17 protein-coding genes are annotated in these 16,152 nt (G+C 71.4%); 8 read left to right on the plus strand and 9 right to left on the minus strand.

What is annotated here, in order from left to right:
* Nucleotides 1-163 precede the first annotated feature (163 nt).
* The 6 genes from PHA84_RS05950 to PHA84_RS05975 all read right to left on the minus strand — a co-directional run bounded on the left by PHA84_RS05950 (nucleotide 164) and on the right by PHA84_RS05975 (nucleotide 6,280).
* Complete coding sequence (locus PHA84_RS05950; protein ID WP_270887184.1) at nucleotides 164-1,792, minus strand: solute symporter family protein; 1,629 nt, start codon at nucleotides 1,790-1,792, stop codon at nucleotides 164-166.
* Nucleotides 1,789-2,121, minus strand: a complete 333-nt coding sequence (locus PHA84_RS05955; RefSeq protein ID WP_270887185.1) for a DUF485 domain-containing protein — start codon at nucleotides 2,119-2,121, stop codon at nucleotides 1,789-1,791. The genes PHA84_RS05950 and PHA84_RS05955 overlap by 4 nt, the downstream gene beginning before the upstream one ends.
* 180 nt (nucleotides 2,122-2,301) lie before the next feature.
* Nucleotides 2,302-3,828 carry a sodium/solute symporter gene (locus PHA84_RS05960; protein ID WP_270887526.1) on the minus strand — a complete coding sequence of 509 codons (1,527 nt, stop codon included), beginning with the start codon at nucleotides 3,826-3,828 and terminating at the stop codon, nucleotides 2,302-2,304.
* Nucleotides 3,825-4,217, minus strand: coding sequence for a hypothetical protein (locus PHA84_RS05965; protein ID WP_270887186.1), 393 nt, complete (start codon nucleotides 4,215-4,217; stop codon nucleotides 3,825-3,827). Before PHA84_RS05965 ends, PHA84_RS05960 begins: the two co-directional genes overlap by 4 nt.
* The gene (locus tag PHA84_RS05970) at nucleotides 4,214-5,068 is read right to left on the minus strand and encodes a LytR/AlgR family response regulator transcription factor (RefSeq protein WP_270887187.1); all 855 of its coding nucleotides are present in this window, start codon (nucleotides 5,066-5,068) and stop codon (nucleotides 4,214-4,216) included. Before PHA84_RS05970 ends, PHA84_RS05965 begins: the two co-directional genes overlap by 4 nt.
* A 9-nt stretch (nucleotides 5,069-5,077) precedes the next feature.
* Nucleotides 5,078-6,280: a histidine kinase gene (locus tag PHA84_RS05975; RefSeq protein WP_270887188.1), complete on the minus strand. Its 1,203-nt coding sequence runs from the start codon at nucleotides 6,278-6,280 to the stop codon at nucleotides 5,078-5,080.
* A gap of 23 nt (nucleotides 6,281-6,303) precedes the next feature.
* Between PHA84_RS05975 and PHA84_RS05980 the strand changes: the two genes are divergently transcribed.
* From PHA84_RS05980 to PHA84_RS05990, 3 genes are all read left to right on the plus strand, one after another.
* Nucleotides 6,304-7,146, plus strand: a complete 843-nt coding sequence (locus PHA84_RS05980; RefSeq protein ID WP_270887189.1) for a Fic family protein — start codon at nucleotides 6,304-6,306, stop codon at nucleotides 7,144-7,146.
* A gap of 581 nt (nucleotides 7,147-7,727) precedes the next feature.
* Nucleotides 7,728-8,444, plus strand: a complete 717-nt coding sequence (locus PHA84_RS05985; RefSeq protein ID WP_270887190.1) for a hypothetical protein — start codon at nucleotides 7,728-7,730, stop codon at nucleotides 8,442-8,444.
* Entirely contained in the window at nucleotides 8,441-9,646 is a 1,206-nt protein-coding gene (locus PHA84_RS05990; RefSeq protein ID WP_270887191.1) for a TadA family conjugal transfer-associated ATPase, read from the plus strand. Before PHA84_RS05985 ends, PHA84_RS05990 begins: the two co-directional genes overlap by 4 nt.
* Here the strand turns inward: PHA84_RS05990 and PHA84_RS05995 are convergent.
* Nucleotides 9,582-9,806: a hypothetical protein gene (locus PHA84_RS05995; protein ID WP_270887192.1), complete on the minus strand. Its 225-nt coding sequence runs from the start codon at nucleotides 9,804-9,806 to the stop codon at nucleotides 9,582-9,584. The two genes, PHA84_RS05990 and PHA84_RS05995, sit on opposite strands and share 65 nt — an antisense overlap.
* A 174-nt stretch (nucleotides 9,807-9,980) precedes the next feature.
* Between PHA84_RS05995 and PHA84_RS06000 the strand changes: the two genes are divergently transcribed.
* The 4 genes from PHA84_RS06000 (at nucleotide 9,981) to PHA84_RS06015 (ending at nucleotide 11,843) form a co-directional block, all read left to right on the plus strand.
* On the plus strand, nucleotides 9,981-10,505 hold the full coding sequence (locus PHA84_RS06000; RefSeq protein ID WP_270887193.1) for a type II secretion system F family protein: 525 nt from the start codon (nucleotides 9,981-9,983) through the stop codon (nucleotides 10,503-10,505).
* On the plus strand, nucleotides 10,502-11,140 hold the full coding sequence (locus PHA84_RS06005) for a type II secretion system F family protein (RefSeq protein WP_270887194.1): 639 nt from the start codon (nucleotides 10,502-10,504) through the stop codon (nucleotides 11,138-11,140). The genes PHA84_RS06000 and PHA84_RS06005 overlap by 4 nt, the downstream gene beginning before the upstream one ends.
* A 161-nt stretch (nucleotides 11,141-11,301) precedes the next feature.
* Nucleotides 11,302-11,496 carry a DUF4244 domain-containing protein gene (locus tag PHA84_RS06010; RefSeq protein WP_270887195.1) on the plus strand — a complete coding sequence of 65 codons (195 nt, stop codon included), beginning with the start codon at nucleotides 11,302-11,304 and terminating at the stop codon, nucleotides 11,494-11,496.
* A 14-nt stretch (nucleotides 11,497-11,510) separates the two neighbouring features.
* Nucleotides 11,511-11,843, plus strand: a complete 333-nt coding sequence (locus PHA84_RS06015; RefSeq protein WP_270887196.1) for a TadE family type IV pilus minor pilin — start codon at nucleotides 11,511-11,513, stop codon at nucleotides 11,841-11,843.
* A 377-nt stretch (nucleotides 11,844-12,220) separates the two neighbouring features.
* On the opposite strand, the gene PHA84_RS06020 is transcribed toward PHA84_RS06015, so the two are convergent.
* The gene (locus PHA84_RS06020; RefSeq protein WP_270887197.1) at nucleotides 12,221-13,126 is read right to left on the minus strand and encodes a hypothetical protein; all 906 of its coding nucleotides are present in this window, start codon (nucleotides 13,124-13,126) and stop codon (nucleotides 12,221-12,223) included.
* A 47-nt stretch (nucleotides 13,127-13,173) separates the two neighbouring features.
* The gene (locus tag PHA84_RS06025; protein ID WP_270887198.1) at nucleotides 13,174-15,561 is read right to left on the minus strand and encodes a DEAD/DEAH box helicase; all 2,388 of its coding nucleotides are present in this window, start codon (nucleotides 15,559-15,561) and stop codon (nucleotides 13,174-13,176) included.
* Between the two features lie 52 nt (nucleotides 15,562-15,613).
* On the opposite strand from PHA84_RS06025, the gene PHA84_RS06030 reads away from it, so the two are divergent.
* Nucleotides 15,614-15,979, plus strand: a complete 366-nt coding sequence (locus PHA84_RS06030) for an anti-sigma factor antagonist (RefSeq protein WP_442952838.1) — start codon at nucleotides 15,614-15,616, stop codon at nucleotides 15,977-15,979.
* Nucleotides 15,980-16,152 lie beyond the last annotated feature (173 nt).

A 16,152-nucleotide genomic window follows, 5' to 3' on the forward strand; every position in this document is an offset into this window, starting at 1 on the left:
GAACACCCCAATGACGCGCGCCACGGCTGCCTGGTTGACGCCTGTGAGCTCCCTTCCTGCACGAGCCCTTCCGCGGCACGGTGCGCGGCACGGTGCCGCGCCCCCTTGTCGGGGACGCGGCACCGTCGCTAGGAAGGGTCCGCGGAGAGTCGCGGACCGGCCGTCAGTGGGAAACGGCCTTCTCCGCGCCGTGGCCGGTCAGCGCGCGCACCTCCATCTCGGCGAACTTTGCTGCGTTGTACTCCTTGCTCGTCACGGTGCCGAGCCAGCCGAGCAGGAAGCCGACCGGGATCGAGATGATGCCGGGGTTGTCCAGCGGGAACCAGTGGAAGTCGGCGTTCTGCAGCATCGACGCCGACTTGCCTTCGATCTTCGGCTTCCCCGAGACCACCGGGCTGAAGACGATCAGGGTCACGGCGGTGACCAGCCCCCCGTAGATCGACCACAGCGCGCCACGCGTGTTGAACCTCTTCCAGAAGAGCGAGTAGAGGATCGTCGGCAGGTTGGCAGAAGCCGCGATGGCGAACGCCAGCGCGACGAGGAACGCGATGTTCTGTCCGTTGGCCAGGATGCCGCCGAGAATGGCGAGGATCCCGATGACGACGGCCGTCATCCGGGCCACCCGGACCTCGTCCTCCGCGGAGGCCCGGCCCTCCTTGATCACCGAGTTGTAGATGTCGTGGGACAGGCTGGCGCTCGCCGTGATGGTCAGTCCTGCCACCACGGCGAGGATCGTTGCGAAGGCCACTGCAGAGATGAGACCGAGGAGCACCTCACCCCCCAGCTCGAACGCGAGCAGGGGAGCGGCCGAGTTGGCCTTGCCCGGCGCGGCGGCGATCGCCTTCGGCCCGACGAGCGACGCTGCGCCGTACCCGAGCACGAGGGTGAACAGGTAGAAGATGCCGATCAGCCAGATGGCCCAGACCACGGACCTGCGGGCCTCCCTGGACGACGGCACGGTGTAGAACCGCATGAGCACGTGGGGAAGCCCCGCGGTGCCGAGGACCAGGGCCAGTGACAGCGAGATGAAGTCGAGCTTCGTCGCGCCGGACTTGCCGTACTGCAGCCCGGGGTCGAGCACCGGCTTGCCGCCCGACTTCTGCACCGCGTCGCCCAGCAGGTGCGACAGGTTGAGCCCGAACTTGCCGAGGACCCACACCGTCATGACGCCGGCGCCCAGGATGAGCAGGACCGCCTTGATGATCTGTACCCAGGTCGTCCCCTTCATCCCCCCGATGAGGACGTAGGCGATCATGATGACGCCCACGACGCCGATGACCAGTGACTGGCCCGCCTTGTCCTCGACGCCGAGCAGGAGGGCAACCAGCCCGCCGGCGCCCGCCATCTGGGCCAGCAGGTAGAAGAAGCACACCGCCAGCGTCGAGATCGCCGCAGCCATCCGTACCGGGCGCTGCCGCAGCCGGAACGACAGGACGTCGGCCATGGTGTACTTCCCGGCGTTGCGCAGGAGCTCTGCGACGAGCAGCAGCGCCACCAGCCAGGCGACCAGAAAGCCGATCGAGTAAAGGAAGCCGTCGTAGCCGTTGAGCGCGATGGCGCCGGCGATGCCCAGGAAGCTCGCCGCGGAGAGGTAGTCCCCAGAGATCGCGATGCCGTTCTGCCGTCCCGTGAAGGCCCTGCCCCCCGCGTAGAAGTCGGCTGCCGTGCGGTTGTTCGTCGACGCCCGCACGACGATGGCCAGGGTGATGAGGACGAACACTCCGAAGATGGTGATGTTGAGCGTCGGACTGCCGACGTCGGTGGCCGCGGGGACCAGGGTGGGGACCCTCATCGGTGTGCCTCCTCGACGCGGGCGTGCAGAGCGGCGGCGCGTGGGTCGAACTCGCGGTCGGCCCATCGCGCGTAGAGCATCGTGATGACGAACGTCGAGACGAACTGTCCCAGCCCGAGGACGAGTCCGACGTTGACGTTGCCGAGCACCTTGTGGCCCATGAAGCCGGGCGCGTAGGTGGAGAGCAGGACGTAGAGGAAGTACCACGCCAGGAACAGCGCGGTCAGGGGGAAGACGAACCGGCGGAACCTGGTCCGCAGCTCGGCGAACTCCTCGGACTGTTGCAGCCCGAGGTACACGTCGTCGTCCGTGCGAGCGTCGTTGCTCACGAGGGCACCTCCAGTGGTATGACGGATGGCCGCGGGAGCGGCATACGGTCACTGTCACCCCGTGGGCCCCGGGGCGGGGGGTATGCCGCGCGACAGGGCGCCATACGGAGGCTGTTGTCGCCGGATGGACCGGCGGCCTGCGCCGAACGGTTCCGACGCGCGGCGAACGGTCGCGTCCTCTCAGCCGCGCTCCAGCACCAGGTCCTCGGGCGTATGCAGCCTGACCATGGTGCGGGCGGTATGGCGGGGGATCCGCCCGGGGGTGGCCAGGGACACGATGACGGAGACGGCGAAGGCGAGCGGGATGCTCCACGCCGCCGGCTGCCCCAGCAGTGCACCAGGCCACCCGGGGACGGGGCCGGCCAGGACCGTGATGCCCACGGCTGCCGTGGCAAGGGTCCCACCGACCACGAGCCCGGCCGCCGCGCCGGAAGTGCTCAGGCCACGCCACCACGACCCCAGTACGAGCAGTGGACAGAACGTGGACGCCGCGACGGCGAACGCGAGGCTCACCATGGTCGCCAGGCCGACCGGCTCGACGACGCGGGACGCGACATACGGCACCACGACTGCGAGCACGGTAGCGAGCCGGAACCCTTGTGCCGCACTGAAGTCCTCGCCCGTCAACCGCCCGAGACGCCGCCGGAGCAGGTCCTGGTCGATCACTCCGGCCACCGACATGGTGAGTCCTGACGCCGTGGAGAGGAAGGCCGCGAATGCTCCGCCGGCAAGGACTGCGGCGAGCACCTGCCCCAGGCCGTCGGAGACCATGGCCATCGGGAGCCGCAGGACCAGGGTGTCGGCAGCGACGCCGTCCGGCAGCTGGGGCAGGTACACCCGGCCCAGCAGCCCGTACAGCGGCGGGAAGAGGTAGAAGGTGCCGAGCAGCGCGACCACGGTCAGCGTGGTGCGGCGAGCCGCCCGGCCGTCCGGGTTGGTGTAGAAGCGGACCAGGACGTGGGGCAGCCCCATGGTTCCCAGGGCCAGGGCCAGCAGCAGGCTGTAGGTCGCGTAGACGGGGTGCCCTTGTCCCGCAAGGCCGTTCAGCGGTTCCTCCCACCGGGTGTCGCGCGCGATCGCCGGTCCGGGCGCGCCATCGGAGAACCAGGCGCCCAGGAGCACGAAGGCCGGCACGGCGATGGCCGTGAGCTTGACCCAGTACTGGAGGGCTTGCACCAGGGTGATGGAGCGCATGCCTCCGGCCGCGACGTTGGCGACGACGACCACGGCGACCACGAGGCCACCGAGCCAGCCGGGCGCTCCCGTGACGGCCTCCAGTGCCAGGCTGGCGCCCTGCAGCTGCGGCAGGAGGTAGAGCCATCCGATACCCACCACGAGGATGGTGCTCAGCCTGCGGATCGCGAGGCTCTCCAGCCTTGCCTCGGCGAAGTCCGGCAGCGTGTACGCCCCTGAACGGCGCAGCGGTGCGGCGACGAGGACCAGGAGCACGACATACCCCACCGTGTAGCCGACGGGGAACCACAACATGTCCAGGCCGTTGGTGTAGACCAGGCCCGCGATGCCCAGAAAGCTTGCGGCGGAGAGATACTCGCCGCCGATGGCACTGGCGTTGCGGTACGGCGTGACCGTCCGCCCCGCCACGTAGAAGTCGCTCGTCGTGCGCGAGAGACGCAGCCCGAAGGAGCCGACTGCCAGGGTCACCAGGCACACGAGCGCGATGGCCACGACGCCGTACGCGGTGTTCAGCCGCCCCACCGCCGGCCGACCACGTCGGAGAACTCTGCCTCGATCCGCTCCGACTGCCGGACGTAGTAGCGGGCGACGACCACGGCCACCGGGTAGACGACGAACGCCAGGACGAGCCAGGGCAGCGGCACGGCTCGGAACTCGAGCGTGCGCGTGGCCGGCACCATGACGAACAGCAGCGGCAGGCCGCCAAGCCCAGCGGCTCCGAAGGCGAGGACCATGAGCGCCAGGCGCAGCTGAGCCTGCATCAGGCCGGCCATGTAGACCTCGCCGAGGTTGCTCTGTTCGTCGATGTCGCGGGTGAGCGGCTGCGCCACGCTGCGCGTCGTCGCCTCGCGGCGGGTGCTGGTGACCCTGACCCGTCGCGGCGGCGCGCCGGGGTCGCTCATCGCGCCGACCGAGCCACCGGACGGAGCAGGCGGTCGCGCAGGTGACGCGTGTGCCGCCGGCTCACCTGAAGCTCCACTCCGTCGAGCACCACGCTGCAGTGCCCATGCTCCATCCGGATCTCAGTGACGTGCGCGAGCGATACCAGCGTGCTCCGGTGGATCCGGACAAAGCCCGCTGTGGCCCAGCGTTCCTCAAGCACCGTGAGCGGGATCCTGACCAGATGCGACCCGGTCGCTGTGTGAAGGCGGGCGTAGTCGCCCTGCGCCTGCGCGTAGCGGATCTCGCTTCGGGCGATGAAGCGGATGACGCCGCCGAGCTCGACCGGGATGGTCTCGTCATCGTCCGGCTGTGGACCAGGGGGGTCCTGCCCGTGGGTGCCCGCGGCGGCGCCGCTGCCCACGGTCGCCATGCCGGCCTCGCCCGACGCGACGACGCGCCGGACGGCCTCCGCGAGACGGTCCGGGCGCACCGGCTTCATCACGTAGTCGACCGCGTCGATGGCGAACGCGTCGACGGCGTGCTCGTCATGCGCGGTCACGAAGACGACGCGAGGTCGCCGTGCGAACCGGGCGATGACGCGAGCCAGGTCCATGCCGTCGAGCCCCGGCATGGAGATGTCGGAGAACACCACGTCGAAGTCCTCGCCGTCCAGCGCCCGCAGCGCCGCGGCCCCGTCACCGGCGGTGCTCACCTTGGCCACACGTCGGTCCTGCCTCAGGAGGTAGGCCAGCTCCTCCAGGGCCGGCGCCTCGTCGTCCACGACCAGCGCACGCAGCGCGGGGCCCGCGGCGCCGACGGTGGCGTCCAGCGGGCGGCGATGCTCGGGGTCGCCGAAAGGAGCGCCGGCCATGGGCAGAGCCTACGGTGTGGCATGAACGCCGGGAGCGTACTTCGGCACGCGAAACGTCACCTTCGTCCCGGCTCCGGGCGCCGTCTCGACCACCAGGCCGTAGTCGTCACCGTAGACCTGCCGCAGACGGGCATCCACGTTGCCGAGGCCGATGCTGTCCCCGTCGGTGCGCTGGTCGAGCACCTCGCGGATCGCCTCCGGGTCGGAGCCGACGCCGTCGTCCTCGACGGTGATCTCCGCTGCTGACCCCTCGTCGGTGGCCACGATCCGGATCCGGCCGCCGCCGGGTTTGCCCGCGAGCCCGTGGCGTACGGCGTTCTCGACCAGCGGCTGCACCGAAAGGTACGGCAGCGTCACGGGAAGGACCTCGGGGGCCACCATGAGCGAGACCCGCAAGCGGTCCCCGAACCGCGCCTGCTCCAGCACCAGGTAACGCTCGACGTTGCGCAGCTCCTCGGCCAGCGTGGTGAACGCTCCGCCCCGCCGAAGGGCGTACCGGGTGAAGTCGGCGAACTCGAGCAGCAGCTCGCGGGCGCGGTCGGGGTCGGTCCGTACGAAGGAGGCGATGGCCGCAAGTGAGTTGTAGATGAAGTGGGGGCTGATCTGCGCCCGCAGGGCCCGCAGCTCGGCTTCCATGGCCCGGCTTCGCTGATGCCCCAGGTCGGCCAGCTCGACCTGGGTCGCCACCCACCGGGCCACCTCCTCGGTGGCGCGCGCCAGGCCGGCAGAGGTGTGCGGACCGTACGCGGCGACGGCAGCCATGACGCGGTCCTCCGCCACGACAGGGGCGATGACGGCTGACCGCACCGGGCAGTCTGGGTCCGAGCACGCCACCTCGGCGGCCCCCAGCACGATCGTCCTTCCCGTGCGCATCACCTCCGCCGCGTGCCCGTGGGCCCGGTTCCGGTGGTGCTCCGCAGGCCCGTCCCAGGCCAGGATGCCGGCGGCGTCGGTCAGCGCGACGACCGGGCACCCGAGCAGACCCCGCAGGTGCTTGGCGGCCCTCGCAGACCCCTCTGGCGTGAGGCCGTCCTGGAGGTGTCGTGCGGCCAGGGAAGCGGTATGCAGGGTGGCGTGGGTGGCCTGGTCCACCTCGGAGACGAACCCGCGTGAGGCCGCCCGGCCGTGCGACACGAGTCTGGACAGTGCATAGAGCAGCAGCATCCCGCCGGCCACGAAGATCGCCGTGGGGAGGTGGACGCTGCCGGGCACAGGCCGAACTCTAGGCTCGGCCTGTGTCCGACGTCCTCGCCTCACTGACCACCCTTGCCCAGCTGCCGGGTGTCGCCGAGCAGGTCACGGCGGCGAGGGAGGCGTGCGAGAGGCTCCGATGGCATGAGGCACTCCGGCGGCGGGTTCCGGAGGCGTCCGCTGAGTCACGGATCCGCGGGGCGCAGGCGAGCGCCGCGCTGGAGGGCGCCACGGTGCCCGTGGACCTGGTGCGGGACGTCATGCGAGGGGCCGCGCAGTGGCCGCTGCGGCCCGACCCCGTGGAGCAGGTCGCCCGTGGTGCCGTCCAGGCGACGGCGGAGAGTGAGCACCTTCGCGCCTTGGTGACGCGCGCGCCGTTGCAGGCGCTCGCCCGTTTGCACGTCGCGGCCGCCACGGGCCTGCTCGCACCGGACCAGCTCGGTCGACCGCGGACCGGGGCAGAGGACAGTGCGGAGCTCCTGGACCTCGGACCGGCCGCGCCCCCCGCCGCGCTCGGCGAACGTCTGGAGCAGCTCGTGAGCCTCCTTACCGGTGAGTCCGGGGCTCCAGCGCTGCTCGTGGCGGCGCTGGTCCACGCAGAGATTGCGACGATGCGACCGTTCGTGCGGGGCAACGGCGTGGTGGCCCGCGCCATGGAGCGCGCCGTCGTGCAGGCCACGGGCTTGGATCCCACCGGGGTCGTGGTGACGGAGGCTGGGCATGCCGCCCAAGGCGGGCCGGCCTACCTGGGTGCTCTTGCGGCATACGGGACCGGCACGCGACAAGGAGTGACGTTGTGGCTGGGGCACTGTGCCGCTGCGGTCATCGCGGGAGCCGCCGCGGGGGAGCAGATCTGCGACGCGGTCAGGGCCGGAAGGCTCAGCTAGCACGGCGACGCCGTCCGTGGCGACGCGCGCGGACCCGTGGTGGCCCGAAATGTCAAGGGTTCACTTTGCTGGCGCACGGGCGTAGACATGGGGGAAGTCGACGCACGAGAGTTCGACGACCACCGTGACTCCATCGGGCACCCACGCGCGGGCAGTCCACTGGTGGACCGATCGTGGCGGGCTCGACCCGCTGCGACAACTTCAAGATGCACGCATGGTCACCCGGGTCGAATCACGGTCGATGGCACCCCCTTCGTGGGGTGCCATCCTCGTTACCGACGCAGCCGTTCACAGATCCGGCCGCCGAAGTTGCCATTGAACGCCGTTTGGTCCAAGATTGGCGGGTCCGCTCCCCTTCGGGGTCGAGTGGATCGGCGCACCGGCTCCTCCCCCCGGAGCTTGGCGCGTCGACGGCCCCGGTTGTCCCCCCGACCGGGGCCGTCCCCTTTCTCCCTCCGGGTTCGCCACGGTTGCCCGCGCCATCCGTACCCGTCGTCCACAGCCAGGGGCCCCCGGGCTCATGGTCCACAGTCGCGCTGGGTCGTTGTCCGCCTGAGCGGCCGAGCCGAGACCCTGGACCGATGGAGCACGTGGTGCTGGGAGTGATGGGTGCCTCGGGGGGTCTGGGGGTCTCGACCGTCGCGGTGGCCCTGGCCGTGCGAGCCGCACGTTTCGTGGGGGCCACCGTGTGCGTGGACCGGCCCTACGGCGGCGGTCTGGACGTGACGGCGTGCCTGGAGCACCTGCCGGGCTTGCGCTGGGGCGACCTGGCTAGGTCGAGAGGTGAGGTCGACGGTGCCGGCGTCCTGACCGCGCTGCCCGCCCACCGCTCCACGAGGGTGCTCGCGGCCCGGGGGCAGCGTCCCCCGGACGAGGTCGTCGAGGCGACCCTCACCGCGTTGACGCAGGTGTGCGGCCTGACCGTCCTGGACCTGGGCACAGAGGTTGCGCTTCCGGCCCGGTGCACAGACGTGGTGTTGCTGTCCGGCGTCTCCGCCCGCCAGCTCGCGGACGCCAGCTCGGTGACGGAGGTTCTGCAGGCCGCCGGGTTCCCGTCCGGGGTCCGCCTCGTGCTGCGGATGGCCCGACGTGATGGCCTCAGCCCTGAGCAGGTCGCCGCTCACCTCGACCTTCCCCTGGCAGCCACGTTGCGCGACGACGCCCAGACGCTGAGCGATGCAGACCACGGGCGCACCCCGGGGACCCGGTCAGCCGGAGCGATGGCATCGGTCGTCGACCGGCTGCTCTTGGCGTGCGGGGTCGGGGGCCCGGGCTTGGCCTCGGCAGAAGCGCCGTGACCCAGGACGCCCAGATCGCCGCACGGATCCGGCAGGGGAGGGGCCCCGATGCGCGCCTGGTCGAGGCAGTCGCCGCCGCTGACGGCGTGCGGCTGGGTCGTCAGGGGATCCAGGCCGCCCGCGCCGCGCTGGCGTCCGAGGTCCTCGGGCTGGGGCCGCTCCAGCACTGGCTGGACGACCTCGCCGTCACCGATGTCCTTGTCAACGGGGACGGCAGTGTCTGGGTCGACAGAGGGGCAGGGGTGGAGAGAGCGGCTGCGGAGCAGCTGGACGACCGGACGGCGCGGCGGCTTGCCGTCCGTCTCGCCGGGCTCGCGGGACGGCGGCTCGACGAGAGCCAGCCGTGGGTCGACGGCCTGCTCCCCGGCGGCATCCGCCTGCACGCCATCCTTCCGCCGCTGGTCGAGGGTGGAGTGCACCTGAGCCTGCGGGTCCCGCGCGCTCGAGCGGACGGCCTGGCCGCGTTGCGGAGGCTGGGAATGTTCGGCGCCGTGACGGAGCAGCTGCTGCGGCAGCTGGTGAGAGGTCGCACGTCCTTCGTCGTCACCGGAGGGACGGGATCAGGCAAGACGACGTTGCTTGCTGCGCTGCTCTCCGAGGTCCCCGCTACGCAGCGCATCGTCGTCGTCGAGGACGTACGCGAGCTGGCTGTCGACCATCCCCACGTGGTGCGGCTGCAGGGCCGGGGTGCCAACGTGGAGGGCCAGGGAGCGGTCGACCTCGTGGACCTCGTCCGTCAGGCCCTTCGGATGCGACCCGACCGACTGGTCGTGGGCGAGGTCCGTGGTGCCGAGGTTCGGGAGATGCTCGCCGCCCTCAACACCGGTCACGACGGCGGCTGCGGCACGCTCCACGCCAACTCCGCCAGGGATGTGCCAGCAAGGTTCGAGGCGCTCGGTGCCCTAGCCGGGATGAGCAGACATGCGGTGCTGTCGCAGCTGAGCAGTGCCGTCCAGGTGGTGGTGCATCTCCAGCGGACTGCGGGCGATGCCGGGGAGGATGCCAGGGGAGGCGGCGGCGTGGCCGGTGGGCGACGTGTGTCCTCCCTGTCCGTCCTGCGCCGGGTCGAGCAGGAAGTGCACGCCTGCCTTGCCTTTGACGCAGCGCGCGCGTGTCCTGGGCAGGCCTGGGACGACTTCATCGACCTGGTCGGCGGCGCAGCAGGGTCGCTGGAGGCGCCGGGATGCTCGCAGCCAGGATGAGCGCCGTCGGGATGCTCCCAGGCACGATGACGGCAGCCACGATGACGGCAGCCACGATGACGGCAGCCACGATGACGGCTCCCACGATGACGGCAGCCACGATGACGGCAGCCACGATGATGGCAGCCACGATGATGGCAGCCACGATGACGGCAGCCACGACTGGGCCCCGGCTTTGAGAGCGTCGTCGGTCGTCGCAGCTCTCGTCCTGGCTGCCGTTGCCGGATGGCCAGGGCGGCCTGGACGCGCCGCCGTCGCCACGCGCGCACGACCGCGAGCCCTGAGGGGTCGGCGACCACCGCGGCGACGTGCGGGGCCTGGCCTGGAGAGGTCGTTGAGCGCCCTGGTCGCCGTGCTGGAGGCTCCACTGCGCTCGGGTGTTCCTCCTGTTGTGGCGTTGGCCGCGGCGGACGCCGCCTTCACCGGGCACCCGGTGCTCGGCCCGCTGGTCCAGGACCTTGCGTTCGAAGCCGCACAGGGCGGCTCCGTGGCGATGGTCTGGCGCCGTCACGCGGTCACCATGGGCAGCGAGGACCTGCGCTTCGTCGCACAGGCGTGGGAGCTCACCGAGCGGACCGGAGCTCCGCTGGCTGACGCCTTGGCGTCCGCGTCCGAGGTGCTTCGCGCTCACGCGCGTCGTCGCGAGCGGCTTGCCAGTGCCACTGCGGGGCCGCGCGCCTCGATGGTCGTCCTGTGCCTGCTGCCGTTGACCGGTCCAGCGGTGGGCGTTGCCTGCGGCATCACCCCCCGGGAGCTGTACCTCTCGACCAGGGCCGGCACGGCAAGCCTGGCCGCGGGACTCGTCCTGGCGGGGGCGGCGTGGTGGTGGAGCCGCCGCATCCTGGCGCGGGCGGAGTGAGCGCCGCGGTGGTAGCCCTCCTGCTGGTGGCCGCGACCGGGGCCTGGCCCCGCCGGCACGGTGCGGGCGGTCCGCACGCGACCCGCCCGAAGGCGACCCGCGCGAGCGCGGCTACTGCTCCACCAGCGGGCGGCTTCAGAGCGACCCCTCCCGGCCGGTCAGTGCGGCGGCTCGTCGTGCGCCGAGGTGACCGGCAGGAAAGCGCCAGCGCGGAGGTGGCCGACGCCCTGGTGCTGCTCGCCTTGGCTCTGCGAGCAGGCATCGCCTTGACCGACGCCATCGAACAGGTCCAACACTGCTCTGAAGGCTCGGTACGCCAAGAGCTGGCAGCCACCGCGGCGGCGCTGCGCTGGGGACGCCCGGCAGCGCAGGCCTGGCTCTTCGCCGGGTCCCGTTGGGAGGTGGCCGCGCTCGCCTGGCGCATGGCGGAAGACACTGGTGCCTCCCCCGCGACCATGGTGTGGCAGGCGGCGGCACGTCTGCGGGAGGAGCAGGAGCGCGGCGGCGAGCGTCGGGCGGCTAGGGCCGGCGTCCTGCTCGTCCTGCCCTTGGGCCTCGGCTTCCTGCCTGCTTTCGCGTGCACGGCCGTAGTGCCCATCGTGATCGTGCTCGCGGGCAGGGTCTTCCAGCGCTGACACCCCGTCCGCGCCGCGGAGTCTCCTACCCCGGTCCACAGCCGCTGTGACTGGACCTGCGGCATCCACAACGGATCTGCGGTCGATGGCGCCGAGGCGCCGACCCCCGATGGACTGTTCTGCAAGGGGCCAGCGGCCCAGGTCAACCCAAGGAGTGCAGCGTGAGATGCAGACTGGCACGACGGCTTTCGGCCATCCGGCGGCAGCTGGAGTCAGGCATGACCACGGCGGAGTACGCAGTGGGGACGCTGGCGGCATGCGCTTTCGCAGCGGTCCTGCTCGCTGTCGTGCGTTCCGGGACCGTGCGTGCCGCTCTGGCCTCCGTGATCACGTCCGCACTGGGCACCGGCGGCTAGCCGGTGACGACGGGATGGTCACCGCCGAGCTTGCAGTCGCCATCCCAGCGGTCACGCTCGTGCTCGTGCTCGCCGTATCAGCGCTGTCGACGGTGATGGACCAGGTTCGCTGCGTCGATGCAGCCAGCGCCACGGCGCGCGCCCTTGCTCGAGGCGACTCCGCTGAGTCCGCCCTTGCACGAGGTCGCGGTCTGGCGCCCAAGCGGGCGGCATTCACGACGGCCGTCTCGTCGACGACAGTCAGGGTGACCGTACGCGCGGCGCCGGTCCCGGGACTTGCTTGGCTGGGCGCCACAGCTGAGCCGCACGGCGAAGCCGTCGCCGCCCTGGAGGGGGTGGAGCCGTGAGCTCGACCTGCCAGGGCGAGGCGGGTCACGGCACGGTCGTCGCGCTCGGCATGGTGGGCGTCCTCGTCGCCCTGATGCTCGGAGGCCTTGCCCTGGGCAGTGCTGTCATCGGCTCGCATCGCGCGAGGGCGGCCGCGGACCTCGGCGCTCTGGCGGCCGCGGTGGCCGTGCAGCGCGGACGGAGCCCCGCCGAGGCCGTGCGAGACCGCGCGCGGCGTGGTGGGAGCGAACGGGGCCCGGCCCGGCCGTTGTCAGGTCACGGCCGACGGAGTCGCCGAGGTCTCTGTGACGGTCCCGGTCCCCTGGTCGGTTCCCGCTTCGCCACACGGAACAGCCCGGGCCGGTGCGCGTGCCGGCCCGGGCTGAACGCTCGGACGTCAGGAGCGTCCGGAGTCGCCGCTAGGGCCGCGTCCCATGATCTTGTCCGCGACGGTCCGCAAGCCCGTTCGTGGCTCGTCGTGGTCAACACGGTCGTTCCCGGGGTCGAGGGCCCGATCGTTCGTCGACTCGTCAGCCGGGTCGTCAGCGGCATCGGTCGTGCCGTCGTCGAGCCGCTCCTCGGCGCGGTCGTGCGCCGGGTCGTGAGCATGATCATCCTTCGCCTGGGCGTCGAGACCGTGCTCAGCGCGGCTCTCACTGCCCTCGTCGAGGCGCTCGCCGGGCACGTTCACGGCGTCGCCGCTTTGCTGGGCGACCGGGTCAAGGTGCTCCTCGGAGCCCTCGACCGGCTCGCCGGCCTGGCTCTGGCCAGCACCACGCACGTCCGCCGCGGGCCCGACGCCGCTCGAGGTCGCCCCTGGCAGGGCCGCCCCGCGCAGCTCCTGCTGGGCTTTGGCGCGCTCGTCCGCGCGAATCCGCTCCTCGTCGTGCCGTCGCTGCGCGTCGAGCTCCTGCGTGCGTACCCGTTCGCGCTCCTCGAGCTTCGTTCTGAACTCCTCCTCACGCACCCGGTCACGGTCCGCCATGGCGCTCTGGTGGTTCTCCTCCGCCCGGGCTCGCTCGTCGGCCCGGATGTTCTCCTCGAGCTCCGCGCGGCGTTGAGCCTCCTTGGCCTCGCGGTGCGGGCGACGCCTGCGCCTGAGGCTTCCGCGGATGGCTGCGAGCCCCAGCACCAGCAGCAGCATGGCGAGCGCCCCGGCTATCAGCAGTGCCAAGGGAGTCATGCTGACGTGCTGCCCGCCCACCTCGAGGTCGACCGCGGTGGAAATGGGCTGCGTGCCGAGGAAGAGGAGTACTCCTGCTCCCAGGGCGACCAGGATCATCAGTAGTCCGATCAGAACCACGACGGTACCTCCACATCTGGCGCACTCTGCGCCTTCGACCTTCGACCCTAGCCCGTGGCCTGGGGATATGTCGGGTTCGTCCCCGGTCCCTGGTCGCTTCGGAGGGCGGCGGCTGCCTCCTCGCGCAGGACAGCGCTCAGCAGGCGCACCGCACCCTCCTTGTCCAGGGGCTCGTTGCCATTGCCGCACTTCGGTGACTGGACGCACGAGGGACAGCCGGTCTCACAGCGACAGGAGTGGACAGTGTCGCGAGTCGCCCGGACCCAGGTGCCGAACGCGTCGAAGGCGCGCTCAGCGAAGCCCGCCCCACCCGGATGTCCGTCGTACACCATGATCGTCGGCAGGCCGGTGTCCGGATGGAGCGCGGTCGAGACGCCTCCGATATCCCATCGGTCGGAGGTGGCTACGAGGGGCAGCATGCCGATTCCGGCGTGCTCCGCCGCATGGGCCGCTCCAGGAACCGCGTCGGGTGTCACACCTGCTGCCTCCAACCATTCGGGCGGCATGGTCCACCAGACCGCTTTGGTGGTCAGGGTCCTCGGCGGCAGGTCCAGTGGATGCGTGCCGATCACCTCTCCGCTCGGCAGGCGTCGAAGGAAGGACGTCACCTGCGTGTGGACCCGTACCGTGCCGAAGGAGATCTCGAGCGGCCCCCAGGTCCTGGCCCGTGTCGGTTCCACGATGTCGAAGGCGCTGACGGACTGGGCGAAGGTGCTCCACCCCGGATCTCCTTGCGCCACCGTCGCGGTCCCGCCGTCGAGGTCGAGATCCGTCACGACATACGTCTGGCCCTGGTGCACGTGTACCGCCCCCGTGTGCACCTGCGAGTGGGCCGAGGACTCGTCGATGGTCCCGAGCACCCGGCCGGTCCGCTGCTCCACGATGCCGACCACCTCGCCGGCCCCTCGCAGCGACACGTGGTCCGAGGCCCGGTCGGTCCTCGCCCAGAACCACCCCGTAGGCCGTCGGCGCAGGATCCCCTTTGCCACGAGAACGTCCAGGAGCGACCTCGTCGAGGACCCGAACAGGTCCAGGTCGTCCTCGCGCAGCGGGAGCTCGGCCGCCGCAGCGGCAAGGTGCGGCGCGAGCACGTGGGGGTTGTCCGGGTCGAGGACCGTCGCCTCGACCGGCTGCCCGAAGACCACCTCGGGGTGGTTCACGACGTAGGTGTCGAGGGGGTCGTCGGCCGCGACGAGGATGGCCAGCGACCTCGTCCCGGCGCGTCCCGCCCGACCGGCCTGCTGCCACAGAGATGCTCGCGTGCCAGGCCAGCCGGCCAGCAGGACGGCGTCCAGCCCGCTGATGTCGATCCCCAGCTCGAGGGCGTTGGTGGCCGCCAGGCCTACGAGCCGCCCGTCGCGAAGCGCGCGTTCGAGCTCACGCCGTTCTTCCGGCAGGTACCCCCCGCGGTAGGCCGCGACGGCGTGGGCCAGTGACGGGTCGAGGTCGAGCAGGGTCCGGCGTGCACTGGCGGCCAGCCCTTCCACGCCGGCTCGGGACCGCGCGAACGCCACCGTCTGCACGCGTCGGCTCACCAGGGCGGCGAGGAGGTCGGCCGCCTCGGACGTCGCACTCCGGCGCGTCGCGCCGTCGCCGGCCTCCCCCGGCTCCCACAGGGCGAAGGTCAGGGCCTCCCGGGGCGAGCCGTCGTCCGTGACGGGGGTGACCGGCATCCCGACGAGGCGCGACGCATGCAGCCCGGGGTCCCGCACGGTGGCCGAGGCGAGCACGAACGTCGGGTACGACCCGTACCGGGCACACACCCGCCGCAGCCGGCGCACCAGCGCGGCCAGGTGGGAGCCGAAGACACCCCGGTACACATGGCACTCGTCGATGACGACGAAGCGCAACGCGCGCAGGAACGGCGCCCACCGCTGGTGCAGGGGGAGTAGCGAGTGATGCACCAGGTCGGGGTTGGTCAGGACGAGCTGGGCGTGGTCACGGATCCAGCGTCGCTCCTCAGTGGGAGTGTCGCCGTCGTACGTGGCGGCCCGCACGGAGGGCACCGCCAGCGACTGGAGCCGGGCCAGCTGGTCCGCTGCGAGCGCCTTGGTCGGAGAGAGGTACAGCGCGGTGTGACCACGACCCGTCGGGGAGGACGCCCCCTCGACGAGGGAGCTCAGCACCGGCAGCAAGTACCCCAGGCTCTTGCCCGAGGCCGTCCCGGTCGCCATGACCACATGGGTTCCGGACCGTGCAAGGTCGGCGGCCACCCGCTGGTGAGCCCACAGCGAGGTCACTCCGGATCCCGCCAGCGCGGCGTACACCGACGGCTCCACCCACTCCGGCCAGGGCGCCCGCGATGCCGCCCGAGCCGGGACCTCGTGCACGTGCCGCAGGCGCTGCGAGGCGGATCCCGTGGCGAGCGCAGCCAGCACGGCGTCCGGGTCGAACCCGACGCGTCGGGCGGGTGCGGTGCGGCCTGAGGTGGACATTGCCGCTACCGTAATCCGCAGGGCAGACGGTCAAGCCGCCTGCCCGTCATCGATGCCTAGCGAAAGGGCGGCCGTGGACCTGTCGGTCTCCAGCAGCGAACAAGGTGCAGTGACGATCGTCCACGTGGAGGGCGAGATCGACGTGTACACCGCACCGCTGCTGCGTGAAGTCCTGGACAAGCAGGTGGCGGCGGGCCGTCTGGACCTCGTCGTCGACCTCGAGAAGGTCGGCTTCATGGACTCCACGGGCCTCGGGGTGCTGGTCGGGCGGCTGAAGCTGGTCCGGGGCCAGAACGGCACGTTGCGCATCGTCAGCGCGCAGGAGCGGATCCTGAAGGTCTTCAAGATCACCGGCCTGGACAAGGTGTTCCACATCTACCCCACCGTCGACGAGGCAGTGGCCGCCTCCAACGCCTGACGAGGGGTCGTCCCTGCCGGCACCTCTGTCGCCGTCGCGTACGCACGACCAATTCTGTGTGACCTGACTCATCCCCGGGCACAAACCCATGTGACGTGGGTTACCCTCCCTGCAACGTCCCCACGCCGGTGTCACACCTGTCGCGCCCGTGGGCGAACACTCGAATGTTCCCC

Source organism: Pedococcus sp. 5OH_020 (genome assembly GCF_027812955.1).
Taxonomy (GTDB): domain Bacteria; phylum Actinomycetota; class Actinomycetes; order Actinomycetales; family Dermatophilaceae; genus Pedococcus.